Genomic DNA, 12,831 nt, shown 5'->3' with positions numbered 1-12,831 from the left:
TCGCACGGTTGCCCGAGCAAATGGAGTCGGGCTCAGGCTGTGTATTGCGGCGGCACTGTGCATGAGCGCGGTTGCCTATGGGGCGACGAATGCATCGACAAATGCATCGACGAATGCCGCCTCCAAAGCCGTCGAGCCGGGAGCGTCGAGCACGACGTCAATGCCTGAGCATGTCACCGCCGACGATCCCGTCAAGGTGCGCGATGCGCTCGCTGGCCAGATGCCCGCTGCCGCGACGCAATCGCTCAGCGACCGGATTCGCAATCTCGCGCGTCAGCCGTTCGATCGCATCTTTCACGGCCATGCGGCGACCACGGAGAACGGACAGCGCACGTTCCTGTTCATGATTCCCGCGCCGCACGGCATTCTGTACCGCTCGGCGACGCATCGGCTGAGCGTGAACGTGCCGCTTGCCAGTGACGAGCATCCTGAAGCGATCCAGCTCTATCTGAACATCGTCGGCCCAAGAGGGCGCGGGCTCGTGATCGCGCCCGACGCGAAGGCCAAGGGCTTCATCCAGAAGATCGACCTGATCCAGCTGAAGACAGAAGGCGCGACGAAGACCGTCGCGCGCGGCCGCCTGATGCTCTCGCAAGAGGCATTCGAAAGCGCCGGCGACAACTTCGCGATCGTGCTCGTCTGCACGCTTGAGCCGCCGTATCTGACGGAGACAAGCGAGCACAGCGATCCAACCGATGAAGAGCCGACCGACATCACCCGTCGAATCTCCACGCTTCACGCAAGCGTTCAGGCCGTGTGGCTCGTGGACCAGAAGGATGGCTCCGTGCTGGGCAAAGGGCTGAGCCTCGCGAAGTAGCGCGACGAAAAGCGCCCTGTGTACCCTTCTCTGACGGTTTATTGCCGATGCGGTAAGGTATGTCGCTTCTCACAGCAGCGGCAGTCCCTCGCAACATTTCACATCGGAGAATAAGCTATGAAGGCAAAGTGGGCAGCGGTTCTGATCGCGGCGTCGACGGTCGGCGTGTTTTCGGGTCAAGCCAGCGCACAGGTGGCGGGCGCACAGACCATTGGCGTGAGCGTCGAGCAGGAATCGATCATCATCAACGGCTGGAGCGCGAAGAAGAGCCTGCTGGGCAAGCCGATCTACAACGAGCAGGGCCAGAAGGTCGGCGTGCTGCACGACATCATCATTTCGCCGGACAATGCCGCTTCGTTTGCGGTCGTCGCTGCGCATCAGTTCCTTGGCGTGTCGCAGCACGATGTCGCGATCCCGATGTCGCAACTCGACTATACGGGCGGCAAGCTCGTATGGGCCGGCGCGACGAAAGACGCGGTGAAGTCGATTCCCGCGTTCCAGTATTCGAAGGTGCGCGCGACGCCGATGGCTCGCAAGGAATACGGCGAGCATCATTGAGCGCCATCGCATTCGTCGACCGCACATAGCGAATGCAATAAAAAACGCGCGACAGCCCAAGGCTGTCGCGCGTTTTGTTATTGCGTGCTGCGCATCACGGCGATGCGCGGCTTCGAGCCGTTAGCTGCGCTCGAGGAACGGGCGCAGCTTGTCCGCGCGGCTCGGGTGATTGAGCTTGCGGATCGCCTTGCCCTCGATCTGGCGGATACGCTCGCGCGTCACGTCGAACTGGCGGCCCACTTCTTCGAGCGTCAGTTCCGATGCCGTGTCGATGCCGTAGCGCATGCGCAGCACCTTCGCTTCGCGCGGCGTGAGCGCGTCGAGCGCTTCGTCGATTGCGCGGCGCATGTTCGCGTGCACGGCGGCATCGGCGGGCGACGTCGCAGACGTGTCCTCGATCATGTCGCCGAGCGTCGTGTCGGCATCTTCGCCGACGGGCGAATCGAGCGACGCCGGATTCTTCGCGATCTTCAGGATGCTGCGGATCTTCGCCTCGGGCATGTCCATGCGCTCGGCGAGCACGGACGGATGCGGTTCCTGGCCCGTCTGCTGGACGATCTCGCGCTGAATGCGGTTCAGCTTGTTGATCGATTCGATCATGTGGACAGGCACGCGGATGGTGCGCGCCTGGTCCGCGATCGCGCGCGTGATGGCCTGACGGACCCACCACGTCGCGTACGTCGAGAACTTCCAGCCACGGCGGTATTCGAACTTGTCCACGGCCTTCATCAGGCCGATGTTGCCTTCCTGGATCAGATCGAGGAAGTGCATGCCGCGATTGACGTACTTCTTCGCGATCGAAATGACGAGACGCAGATTCGCTTCGATCATCTCGCGCTTGGCCTGGCGCATCTTCGATTCCGCCGAGTTCAGCTGCTTGTTGATCTGCTTGAGCTGTTGCAGCGGCAGCGCGATCGCGGCTTCGATATCGACGAGCTTCTGCTGCTCGGACTGAATCGCGGGCAGGTGACGCTCGAGCGCCGGACCATACGCCTTCGACTTCGCGGCCGTGCGCGTCGTCCATTCGAGATCGGTCTCGTTGCCCGGGAACGATTCGACGAATGCTTCGCGCGGCATGTCGCAACGGTCGACGGCGATCGACAGGATATTGCGTTCGATCGCGCGAACCTGCGCGACCTGAGCCTGCACGTCCGCGCACAGGCGGTCGATGGTCTTCGCGGTGAAGCGGATCGGCGTGAGTTCCTGCTGGATCGACTCGCGCAGGTTCGCGATGGCCGTCGCGCGGCGCTTGTCCGTGACGGGCATGTCGGGCACGCTCGCGAACAGCGCGCGCACGCGCTCGAAAATCGCGAGGCTATCCGCCGTCAGCTGTTCGAGGCGCGCGGCGTTGGCCTTTTCGCCGCCGTCGTCGGAGAGATCGCCGTCGTCGTCATCCGACTCTTCGTCCGATGCGCTCGCTTCGAGTTCTTCTTCCGCTGCGGCGTCGGCTGCTTCGTCGTCCATCTCGGCAGCTTCGCTGGCATCACTGATGCCGTCGACCAGTTCGTCGATGCGGATTTCACCCGCCACGACGCGGTCCACGTCCGCGAGAATCGTCGAGATGATGGACGGGCACATGGCGATGGCTTGCACCATGTCCTGCAGGCCGCCTTCGATGCGTTTCGCGATTTCGATTTCGCCGGCGCGCGTGAGCAGCTCGCTCGCGCCCATTTCGCGCATGTACATGCGGACGGGGTCGGTCGTGCGGCCGAATTCGGAGTCGACGGTGGACAGTGCGACTTCTGCTTCTTCATCGGCCTGATCGTCCGATGCGGCAGCCGACGGGCCGTCGTTCAACAACAGCGTTTCCGCGTCGGGCGCCGTTTCGTACACGGCGACGCCCATTTCGCCGAACGTGCTGACGATGGTTTCCATCGCGGCCGTTTCGGTGAAATTGTCCGGGAGGTGGTCGTTGATGTCGGAGTGCGTCAAATAGCCGCGCTCGCGGCCTAGCGCGATCAGTGCGCGCATCTGACGTTGACGTTCTTCAGCGAGGGATTCCAGCAGGGTCGCGTCTTGCGGCACGACGGCGGGTTGGGCCTTCGCCTTTGCGGCGCGCTTCGGCGCCTTCGGTGCGGTGGTTTCGAACTGGGAGTTATCCCGGTCAAGCTTTGCCAATACGTTCTCCTCGGCAGGCTGTTTCGCTTCCCCGCGCGCACGCGCGCGGCAGGCAGCGCGACCTGTCGGATCGTGAGGGAGGGCGGGGTGTTGCACGAATCGATTGACGCGAAACAATGCGTTGAAGGCCGCCGAAGCGCACTGAAATGCCCGTGCGTTCGCTGGACCTTCCGCGCAGTGCCTTCCAGTTAGGACGCAATTCGACGCGTGCGAAAAAAGTGAATCTGTGAGTATAGCAGAAAAGTGGTGCAGTGCACCACTTTATGTAGCATGAAATGCGCCGCCGTGGTGCGACGGGGAGTCATTGCCTTCTGGAAAGGTCCGCGGCGACGATGCCCGCGAGCGCCGCGACCACCACGCAGCCGACCGTCAGCAAGGTCTTGGCGACGGCCATCGACACATGCTCCGGTCCGATCACCGCAAACGCGCCGACCAGCAGCCCGATCGCCGACAGCGCGAACATCGCCCACGGCGTGCCGCCATGCGCGACCTTGTTTTCGCGCGCGGCGGGGGCCGCGTCGCGGGCGTTGTCCTGCTCCGGAATGATGGAAGGCGTAGGCACGGCGTGCGTTTTCGACGAAGAAGAGATGGAAGTTATCTTATGCGACGCATCGTTCATTTCGACTACGTGTTGCTTTCGGATCGTTGACTGAAATGCGCGTAGGCCGCTGCGGGCGGCCGGCGCACGATCCATCATGTTATGAGATGTTCTTGCCGGCGTCAGCCGGAGGACGCGGCTGCGTGCAGAAGTACAACGTCTGTCGGGCGCGAATGGTTTACACGCGGGAGCGGGGCGCCACTATCGAATGGCGCCCTGCATTCAGCCGATGATATTCAGCCGACGATATTGACCCCGCCGTCGACGAACACCGTGTTGCCCGTCACGCGTCGCGCGTAGGGTGTCGCGAGGAATGCGCATGTATAGCCGACGTCCATGATGTCGACGAGTTCGCCGATGGGCGCGCGTTCGGCCGCTTCGTTGAGCAGCAGATCGAAGTCCTTGAGGCCGGACGCGGCACGCGTCTTCAGCGGCCCCGGCGAAATCGGATGCACGCGGATGTGCTTCGGCCCGAGTTCGTGCGCGAGATAGCGGCACGACGCTTCGAGCGCCGCCTTCACGGGACCCATCAGATCGTAGTTCGGCACGACGCGCGTCGCGCCCAGATAGCTCATCGCGAACATCGAGCCGCCTTCGTCCATCAGCGGCGCGGCGAGGCGCGCCATGCGGATGAACGAATGGCACGAGATGTCCATTGCCACCGAAAAGCCCTCCGCCGAGCTGTTCAGCAAGCCGCCTTGCAGATCGGCTTTCGGTGCGAACGCGATCGAATGCAGGGCGACGTCGAGCCGTCCCCATTCGTTGCGGACTGCGTCGAATACGGCTTCGAGTTCGCCGGGCTTCGACACGTCGAGCGGCAGCAGCAGCGACGCGCCGAGTTCCTGCGCGAGCGGCTCGACGTAGGTCTTCGCCTTGTCGTTCAGATACGTGATGGCCAGCTCCGCGCCGAGTTCGCGAAACGCGCGCGCGCAGCCATACGCAATGGAGTGCTCATTGGCGATCCCGATGATCAGCACCTTGCGTTGCGCGAGCGGCTGACCCGTTGGCTTGTCCATGCTTAACCCTCCAGCCGGCTGAGCGCGTGCCGGGCGATCATCAGTTCTTCGTTGGTGGGAATGACCCAGACGTCGACGGCGCTTTTCGCATCGCTGATGAGCGGACCGTGACGCGCGTTGGCCTCTTCGTCGAGCGATACGCCGAGCCATGCCGCCAGCTCGCAGACTCGCTTGCGCACGGCGTCCGCGTATTCGCCGATGCCTGCCGTGAACACGATCGCATCGAGTCCGCCGAGCGCGGCCGCGAGCGAGCCGAGCTCGCGCGAGATGCGGTAGCAGAACAGCTCGACGGCTTCGGCGGCTCTCGGGTCGTTGCTCGCGAGCAGCTCGCGCATGTCGCTGGAAATGCCGGATACGCCGAGCAGGCCCGAGCGCTTATACAGCAGCGATTCGATCGCGCGCGCATCCATGTTCGCTTCTTCGAGCATCCACAGCACGACGCCGGGATCGAGGCTGCCCGAGCGCGTGCCCATCACGAGCCCTTCGACGGCCGTGAAGCCCATCGTGCTCGCGATGCTCTTGCAGCCGTCGAGTGCCGTCATGCTCGCGCCGTTGCCCAGGTGCAGCGCGACCGTCTTGCCTCGCGCCGCGCGTTCGTCGCGCTCCGGCAGCACGCTCGCGATGTATTCGTACGACAGTCCGTGAAAGCCGTAGCGCCTCACGCCGCGGCTCGTGATGTCGGGCGGCAGCGCGAAGCGCGTCGCGACGGCGGGCTGCGTGTGATGAAACGCGGTGTCGAAGCACGCGATCTGCGGCACGCGTTCGTTGCGCGCCATGATCGAGCGGATTGCCGCGAGATTGTGCGGCTGATGCAGCGGCGCGAGCGGCACGAGCGCTTCGAGTGCTTCCATCACGCGCGCATCGACGCGCACGGGCTCCGAATAGCGGTCGCCGCCATGCACGACGCGATGGCCGACCGCGCGCAAGGTCGCGCGGCCCTCGCCGTGGCTGCGCAGCCAGTCGAGCAGAAACGCGATCGCGTTGTCATGCCCGAGCTGCTGGCCCTCCCGCCAGCTCTTGTCTTCGAGCACTTCGCCGCTTTGCCGCTTCGCGATGAAATGCGGGTTCGAGTAGATCTCTTCGATCTTGCCGCCCGCAATGGGATCGAGCTGCGCGTCGTTCACGGCGAACGCATGAAACTTGATGCTCGACGAACCCGCGTTGATGACGAGGATGACGTCCATGCCGGTTCCTCAAACGTTCTCAGACGATGGCGGCCGAGGGTTGCTCGCGCCGCGCGAGCGCGACCATCGACGCGACCGCGCACGAAGCGAGCCGCGTGATCACCGAGTCGGCGCGGCTCGTCAGGATGATGGGCACCTTCGCGCCGAGCACGATGCCGGCCGCGTCCGCGCCCGCGAGAAACGTGAGGCTCTTCGCGAGCATGTTGCCCGCTTCGAGATCGGGGACGACAAGCACGTTCGCATGGCCCGCGACAGGCGACACGATGCCTTTGATCTTCGCGGCCTCTTCGCTGATCGCGTTGTCGAGCGCGAGCGGGCCGTCGAGAATGCCGCCCGTGATCTGTCCGCGATCGGCCATCTTGCAGAGCGCGGCGGCTTCGAGCGTCGACGGCACTTTCGAGTTGACCGTTTCCATCGCCGACAGGATCGCCACGCGCGCCTCCGGAAAACGCAGCGCATGCGCGAGGTCGATCGCGTTCTGCACGATGTCGCGCTTTTCGTCGAGCGTCGGCGAGATGTTGACGGCGGCGTCCGTGATGATGAGGGCATCTTCGCGGCCCGGCACGTCCATGATGAAGCAGTGGCTCACGCGCCGCTCCGTGCGCAGGCCCGTTTCGCGCGCGACCACGGCGGCCATCAGCTCGTCTGTGTGCAGCGATCCTTTCATCAGCGCCTGTGCCTTGCCTTCGTGTACGAGACGCACCGCGTATTCGGCGGCCGCGTGGCTGTGCGGCGCATCGACGATGGGCAGGTCGCCGAGATCGAGATCGCCTTCCTTTGCGGCCGCCTCGATCTTCGCGCGCGGTCCGACGAGAATCGGCGCGATCAGCTTGAGGCGCGCGGCTTCGACGACGGCCGACAATGAATCGTGATCGCACGGATGGGCGACGGCTGTCGGCGTCGGCGGAAGGCTTGCGGCAAAGTCGACGAGACGCTCGTACTTGTCGCGCTTGTGTTCCCGTTGGGGTTCCATCGTGAGTGCCCTCGTATGTGTCGTCGTGTGAAAAGCGACCTTGCATCGTCGATGCGCGCGGCGGGCTGTGGCCGCCCGCTCGCGCTACGTCGATGCATCGTTCATTCGACCTGTTGGCCCGCTTCCGTGCGCCGCGCCGTTTTCTTCTTCGACGCCGATTCGAAAATCGTCAGCACGCGGGCGAGATCGGCGCGCTCGTGGTCGTCGAGCGGCAGCGACGTGCTGATCTTGTCGATGTCGCGCGCGGCGTTGCGGATGTGCGTGGCGGACGCGTCGGCCAGCAAGCCGGGCAGGGCGTCGATCGCTGCCTCGGTGTCGAGCCGCAGCAATTCGGCCTGCTCGCGCACGACGTGCTTGAACGCCAGGATGCCCTGATCCGATAGCGTGCTGAGCATTTCGCGCGCGAGGTTGAAGCGGCGCTCGTCCGCTTCGCCGTGCGTGCGCTTGACGTAGAGCAGCGCGCGCACGCTCGCTTCGAGAAGGCCGCCTTGCGTCATGTCGTTGCGCAGACGCGCGTGCTCGGCGACGATCGATGCTTCGCGCTCTTCCGTGTCGCCGGGTTCCGTCAATGCCGCCGCTTTCTCGCCGCCCGTTTGCGGCGGAAGACCCGCGAACGCCTGTAGCCAGGGCGCGCCGTACACCGTTTCGAACATCTGCTCGACGGCGGCGTCGCGCATGTCGCGATAGTAGTCGAGCGACGCTTCGATTGCGTTTGACATGAACGTCTGCATCTGCAGGAACGGATTGTCGGCCGCGATGGGCGCGCGCGCTTCCTTCACGCTTTGCGCAGCCTGCGCAACGGACGTGGCGAGCGGATTGCGATCGGACCACAGCTCGTAGGTCACGCGCAGCGGATGCAGCTTGCTCGCGAAATCGGCCATCCACGGCATCACGCTCGCGTGCACCCACGGCTGCATGATGCTGCGGTACAGCCCGAGATTGAAGCGCGACAGATACGCGGCCGTTGCGAAGCGCCGGTCGCTTTCCGGGTCGGGCTGCACGATCTCGCGTACATCTGCGATCGTGCGCGGCGAAATCGACAGCACGTTGTCGCCGATCACGAGGTCCGTATGCTCGGTCGCGTCCGTCTTCGCGCCGATGTGCGCTTCATAGAGGCCGGATGGCAGCAGATCGATCAGATCGATATTGCTGACGAACTCGCGATGTTCCTTGCGTCCCGTGCTGCTCGACACGAAGATGCCCAGGTGGCCGATGCTGTCGTGCGTCGCGTAGACGATGGTCTGATCGTGGCCGAACAGATCGGCGTCGTCGCGATAGAGATCGGTGATCCAGCCGAGCGCCTGTGGCGGCGGCGTGATGTTGTCGCCATACGAGCAGAACACGACGATCGGCGAGCGGATGTTGCGCAAGTCGAGCCGCACGCCGTCCGCTGTCACGATCTCGCCCTTGACGAGCCGGTTGCCGACGAACAGGTTGTCGACGATGTACTGCATTTCGCCCGCGTTCAGGAACACGTGCCCGCCCCAGTACTTTTCAAAGCCGAGATAGCGCGGGCCTTCCGTGTCGATGTTCGTGTAGAGGTTGTACTGCTTCGTCCACAGCGTGTTGGCGGGGTTCAGGCTCTCGAAGTTCTCCACGAGCCACGCGCCGTCGAAGCGGCCGTCGCCGATATCGCCCGTCAGCGCCGTGAGCCACGAGCCGCCCAGCATGCCGCCCGAATAGCGCATCGGATTCTTGCCGCGCCAGCCTGCCCAATACGACACGGGCGCGCCCGCGACGACGATGGGGCCGAACAGCTCGGGGCGCATCGCGGCCGTCATCAGCACTTGCCAGCCAGCCTGGCAATTGCCGATCACGGCGGGCTTGCCGGGACTGTCGGGATGCAGCTCGATCACTTTTTCGAGGAACGCCGCTTCTGCATGCATCACGTCTTCGACCGTTTGTCCCGGCACGGGGTCGGGCAAAAAACCGATGAAATAGCACGGATGCCCTGCGCGCAGCGCGGCGCCGATTTCGCTTTCGCGCTTGAAGCCGCCAATTCCGGGGCCGTGTCCCGCGCGCGGATCGACGACGACGAACGGACGCAGACGGCCGGGATCGCGTCCGTCCGCGAGAACGCGGTCGGGCTTCAGGTCATCGGGCGGCACGATGCGAACGAGGCCGTAGTTGACGGGGCGCGGCAGCTGCCGCCCGTCGACGATCAGTTGCCTGTCGAAGTCGAGCACGTTGGGCACGCGTTCCTGCAAGTGCGACTGATATTGATTGCCGCGCTCGCGCATCACGTCGGCAAACAGCACGCTGCGCTGCCATGCATCGACTGCGTAGGCGGACGCTTGCGTCAGCAGATTGCCCGGCATCGACGCGAAGGGCATCGGCGGAATGGAAAAGCTGGACGAAACGGATGTCGGGAGAGACTGATTCATGGTCGCTTCGAACTCCCTCAAAGAGTCGGTGCCACGGTCCCATGCGACGCGCGCCTTGCACGCATCGCATGTACATCGAACTCGTACACCAGGCGTGCATCGTTGCACTGGGTCACGCGCCTGAAACCAGAGCGAGACTTCAACACGCCTCATCGAGGCGCGGCTTCGATCAAGATCAGCGATAAAGAAGGCAGTTGCATGACGCGAGTATGAATGCGGCCATCGGATGCGCGATACGCGCGCGAAGAGGCTTGTTGCGTTGCGTCATCAAACCAGTTTAGGTCGGGATGTTTTTTCTGGCAATCAAAAAGCGATGCCTGTCTGTAGGGGCGGAATGAAAGAGTGAAAAGCGTGGACGACATGCGCCGTCCGCGCGTTGCGCTAGGATAAGCGCGATCGATGCGTCAACGGCTTGCGTCGCGAATCATGTTGCGCGCGATCACGAGCTGCTGGATCTGCGACGTGCCTTCGTAAATACGGAAGAGGCGCACATCGCGATAGAAGCGCTCGACGGCATAGTCGGATACATAGCCCGCGCCGCCGTGGATCTGCACGGCGCGATCCGCGACACGTCCGCACATCTCCGACGCGAAGAGCTTGCAGCACGACGCTTCCGTCGACACATCTTCCTTGTTGTCGCGGCGGCGCGCGGCATCGAGCACCATCGAGCGCGCGGCGTAAATTTCCGCGCGGCTGTCGGCGAGCATTGCCTGCACGAGCTGAAATTCGGCGATCGGCTGGCCGAACTGCTTGCGCTCCATCGCATAGCGCAGCGCGTCGTCGAGCATGCGCTCGGCGGCGCCGACGCAGATCGCCGAGATGTGCAGGCGTCCCTTGTCGAGCACTTTCATTGCGGTCTTGAAGCCGATGCCTTCCTTGCCGCCGATGATGTTCGTGGCGCCGACGCGGCAGTTCTCGAAGATCACGTCGCAGGTATGTGCGCCTTTCTGGCCCATCTTCCTGTCGAGCTTGCCGAGCGACAGACCCGGCGTGCCCTTCTCGACGATGAACGCCGAGATGCCGCCTGCGCCCTTGATGTCGGGGTTGGTGCGCGCCATCACCGTGTAGATGCCCGCTTCCGGCGCGTTGGTAATGAAGCGCTTGGTGCCATTGATCACGTAATGATCCCCGTCGCGTACGGCCGTCGTGCGCAGCGATGCGGCGTCGGAACCCGAATTCGGCTCCGTCAACGCGAACGATGCGATCAGTTCACCCGATGCGAGCTTCGGCAGATAGTGGCGCTTCTGTTCGTCGGTGCCGTCGATGATGAGCCCCTGCGATCCGATGCCGTTGTTCGTGCCGATCAGCGAGCGGAACGCAGGCGATGTTCTGGCGATCTCGAATGCGGCGAGCACTTCCTCTTCCATCGTCAGACCAAGGCCGCCGTATTCCTCGGGAATCGACAGACCGAAGAGGCCGAGTTCACGCATTTCGCTGACGATGGCAGCGGGAATCTCATCCGTTTCGGCCACTTCGTTTTCTGCGGGCATGAGACGCTCGCGCACGAAGCGCGACAGCGAATCGAGAAGAATAGACAGTGTTTCCTGATCGCGGATCATCGTTCGTATTACCTGTGTGCAAAGTCATGTTGCAATTGTGCCTGCACCCTTGAGGGTTCGTCATGTGGACCGGCTTCGTTGCCGATGCGCGAGTTGTGCTTTCCGTTCGCTTCGGTTGCCCTTATCGCGGTTGCGATGCCGCCATTTTCGCGTAGCATGGCGCCAGCGCATTTTCCGGGGACACGCGTGGGCTATCTGTTGGTACTGGCCGTCGGCCTGGCGGCGGGGACATTGAGCGGCGTGATAGGCACGGGCTCGTCGATGTTGCTGATGCCTGTGCTCGTGATGATGTTCGGCCCGCAGCAGGCCGTGCCCATCATGGCGATCGCCGCGATCATGGGCAACATCGGCAAGGTGCTTGCGTGGTGGCGCGAAATCGACTGGTGCGCTTGCGGCGCGTATTGCGCGACGGCCGTGCCGGGCGCTGCGCTCGGCGTGCGCACGCTGCTCGCGCTGCCGCCGCATGCCGTCGAGATCGCACTGGGCGTGTTCTTCGTCGCAATGGTGCCCGCGCGTCGCTGGCTCACACGCCGTTCGATCGGTCTCAAGCTATGGCATCTGGCGGCGATCGGCGCGCCCATCGGCTTTCTGACGGGCATCGTCGTATCGACGGGCCCGATCACGGTGCCCGTGTTCATGGGCTATGGTCTCGTGAAAGGCGCGTTCCTCGCGACGGAAGCGGCCGGCTCGGTCGGCGTATATGTGGCCAAGGTGATGACGTTCGGCCGCTTCGGTGCGCTGCCCGTTCATGTCGTGCTGGACGGGCTGATCGTCGGCTCCGCGCTGATGGCGGGCGCGTTCTGCGCGCGCCGCATCGTCGTGCGCATGAGTCCCGGCACGTTCAGGCTGGTCGTCGACGGGCTGATGCTGTCGTCGGGACTGTCGCTGTTGTGGGCGGCGGGGCGCTGATCTGCGCGCCTTGCCTGCTGGGGCCATGCGATGCGTGCTGCCTTGTCGGCCTGCCGTGCATGTTCCGTTGAACCCGATGCAATCACTCGACACGAAAGGAACGACATGATCGAACGAAATATGGTCTCCACGACTTTCGACTTGCCCGGCTACACCGTCGACGGCTCGCTTGGCATCGTGCGCGGCATCATCGTGCGCTCGCGTTCGGTGGTGGGCGCGATCGGAGCGGGGCTGCAGACGATCTTCGGCGGCAACATCTCGCTATACACGTCGCTGTGCGAGCGGGCGCGTCTGGACGCGTACGAGCGCATGCTTGCGGAAGCTGGGACGCTCGGCGCGAACGCTGTCATCGGCATGCGTTACGATGCGACCGAGATCGCCTCGGGCGTCACGGAAGTGCTCTGTTACGGCACGGCAGTGCGCGTGCGCCGCAACGTGTGATCGAAGTTTTTCAACCCGAAGTTCAACCCGAATTCAATGCCGAAGGAAATCTCATGCGCCTGTTGCTTGCCCTGATCTTGCCGTGGTTCCAGTTCTTCACAATTGGCCGTCCGATCGCGGGCATCATCTGTCTCGTGCTGCAACTGACGATCATCGGCTGGCTGCCCGCCGCGATCTGGTCGGTGTACGCGCTGAGCCAGTACAAGACCGACAGGAAGATAGAAGAAGCGCTCGGCCGGCGCACGTAAGCCGCGCCGCGCGCATGCGGCTCGAC

General features: G+C 63.9%; 13 protein-coding genes. 5 read left to right on the top strand and 8 right to left on the bottom strand.

What is annotated here, in order from left to right; translation table 11 throughout:
* The first annotated feature begins 61 nt into the window (after positions 1–61).
* Both BMW76_RS18225 and BMW76_RS18220 read left to right on the top strand, forming a co-directional pair.
* Positions 62–817, top strand: coding sequence for a hypothetical protein (locus BMW76_RS18225; protein WP_245763269.1), 756 nt, complete (start codon positions 62–64; stop codon positions 815–817).
* Positions 818–934: 117 nt separating this feature from the next.
* Positions 935–1,375 (top strand): PRC-barrel domain-containing protein, encoded by a 441-nt coding sequence (locus BMW76_RS18220; protein WP_090867484.1) that lies wholly within the window; start codon positions 935–937, stop codon positions 1,373–1,375.
* A 120-nt stretch (positions 1,376–1,495) separates the two neighbouring features.
* Here BMW76_RS18220 and rpoD read toward each other — a convergent pair whose 3' ends face one another.
* From rpoD to BMW76_RS18185, 8 genes are all read right to left on the bottom strand, one after another.
* Positions 1,496–3,493 carry an RNA polymerase sigma factor RpoD gene (rpoD, locus tag BMW76_RS18215; RefSeq protein ID WP_090867483.1) on the bottom strand — a complete coding sequence of 666 codons (1,998 nt, stop codon included), beginning with the start codon at positions 3,491–3,493 and terminating at the stop codon, positions 1,496–1,498.
* 301 nt (positions 3,494–3,794) lie between these two features.
* Complete coding sequence (locus BMW76_RS18210; protein WP_245763268.1) at positions 3,795–4,055, bottom strand: hypothetical protein; 261 nt, start codon at positions 4,053–4,055, stop codon at positions 3,795–3,797.
* Positions 4,056–4,327: 272 nt separating this feature from the next.
* Entirely contained in the window at positions 4,328–5,107 is a 780-nt protein-coding gene (gene fabI / locus BMW76_RS18205; protein ID WP_090867478.1) for an enoyl-ACP reductase FabI, read from the bottom strand.
* Between the two features lie 2 nt (positions 5,108–5,109).
* The gene (locus BMW76_RS18200; RefSeq protein ID WP_090867476.1) at positions 5,110–6,291 is read right to left on the bottom strand and encodes an acetate/propionate family kinase; all 1,182 of its coding nucleotides are present in this window, start codon (positions 6,289–6,291) and stop codon (positions 5,110–5,112) included.
* A 19-nt stretch (positions 6,292–6,310) separates the two neighbouring features.
* Complete coding sequence (locus BMW76_RS18195; RefSeq protein ID WP_090867474.1) at positions 6,311–7,264, bottom strand: phosphate acetyltransferase; 954 nt, start codon at positions 7,262–7,264, stop codon at positions 6,311–6,313.
* A 101-nt stretch (positions 7,265–7,365) separates the two neighbouring features.
* Complete coding sequence (locus BMW76_RS18190) at positions 7,366–9,597, bottom strand: DUF3141 domain-containing protein (RefSeq protein ID WP_245763275.1); 2,232 nt, start codon at positions 9,595–9,597, stop codon at positions 7,366–7,368.
* A gap of 200 nt (positions 9,598–9,797) precedes the next feature.
* On the bottom strand, positions 9,798–10,010 hold the full coding sequence (locus tag BMW76_RS40380) for a hypothetical protein (protein WP_143062279.1): 213 nt from the start codon (positions 10,008–10,010) through the stop codon (positions 9,798–9,800).
* A 42-nt stretch (positions 10,011–10,052) separates the two neighbouring features.
* Positions 10,053–11,207, bottom strand: coding sequence for an acyl-CoA dehydrogenase family protein (locus BMW76_RS18185; protein ID WP_090867470.1), 1,155 nt, complete (start codon positions 11,205–11,207; stop codon positions 10,053–10,055).
* A 186-nt stretch (positions 11,208–11,393) separates the two neighbouring features.
* Here BMW76_RS18185 and BMW76_RS18180 point away from each other — a divergent pair, with 186 nt between their 5' ends.
* From BMW76_RS18180 to BMW76_RS18170, 3 genes are all read left to right on the top strand, one after another.
* Entirely contained in the window at positions 11,394–12,116 is a 723-nt protein-coding gene (locus tag BMW76_RS18180; protein ID WP_090867662.1) for a sulfite exporter TauE/SafE family protein, read from the top strand.
* Between the two features lie 105 nt (positions 12,117–12,221).
* Complete coding sequence (locus tag BMW76_RS18175; protein ID WP_090867468.1) at positions 12,222–12,557, top strand: YbjQ family protein; 336 nt, start codon at positions 12,222–12,224, stop codon at positions 12,555–12,557.
* Between the two features lie 53 nt (positions 12,558–12,610).
* Positions 12,611–12,805: a YqaE/Pmp3 family membrane protein gene (locus tag BMW76_RS18170; RefSeq protein WP_087738637.1), complete on the top strand. Its 195-nt coding sequence runs from the start codon at positions 12,611–12,613 to the stop codon at positions 12,803–12,805.
* Positions 12,806–12,831 lie beyond the last annotated feature (26 nt).

The organism is Paraburkholderia diazotrophica (assembly GCF_900108945.1).
Taxonomy (GTDB): domain Bacteria; phylum Pseudomonadota; class Gammaproteobacteria; order Burkholderiales; family Burkholderiaceae; genus Paraburkholderia; species Paraburkholderia diazotrophica.
The sequence above is the reverse complement of the archived record's forward strand: the minus strand, read 5'-3'. Positions and strand labels throughout refer to the sequence as shown.

What these genes read in the sequence shown, in the direction of transcription:
- BMW76_RS18190 (WP_245763275.1), bottom strand. Translation starts at nt 9,597, where the DNA reads ATGCCCTTCGCGTCGATGCCGGGCAATCTGCTGACGCAAGCGTCCGCC.
- BMW76_RS18195 (WP_090867474.1), bottom strand. Translation starts at nt 7,264, where the DNA reads ATGGAACCCCAACGGGAACACAAGCGCGACAAGTACGAGCGTCTCGTC.
- BMW76_RS18220 (WP_090867484.1), top strand. Translation starts at nt 935, where the DNA reads ATGAAGGCAAAGTGGGCAGCGGTTCTGATCGCGGCGTCGACGGTCGGC.
- BMW76_RS18170 (WP_087738637.1), top strand. Translation starts at nt 12,611, where the DNA reads ATGCGCCTGTTGCTTGCCCTGATCTTGCCGTGGTTCCAGTTCTTCACA.
- BMW76_RS18185 (WP_090867470.1), bottom strand. Translation starts at nt 11,207, where the DNA reads ATGATCCGCGATCAGGAAACACTGTCTATTCTTCTCGATTCGCTGTCG.
- BMW76_RS18175 (WP_090867468.1), top strand. Translation starts at nt 12,222, where the DNA reads ATGATCGAACGAAATATGGTCTCCACGACTTTCGACTTGCCCGGCTAC.
- BMW76_RS18225 (WP_245763269.1), top strand. Translation starts at nt 62, where the DNA reads ATGAGCGCGGTTGCCTATGGGGCGACGAATGCATCGACAAATGCATCG.
- fabI (WP_090867478.1), bottom strand. Translation starts at nt 5,107, where the DNA reads ATGGACAAGCCAACGGGTCAGCCGCTCGCGCAACGCAAGGTGCTGATC.
- BMW76_RS40380 (WP_143062279.1), bottom strand. Translation starts at nt 10,010, where the DNA reads ATGTCGTCCACGCTTTTCACTCTTTCATTCCGCCCCTACAGACAGGCA.
- BMW76_RS18200 (WP_090867476.1), bottom strand. Translation starts at nt 6,291, where the DNA reads ATGGACGTCATCCTCGTCATCAACGCGGGTTCGTCGAGCATCAAGTTT.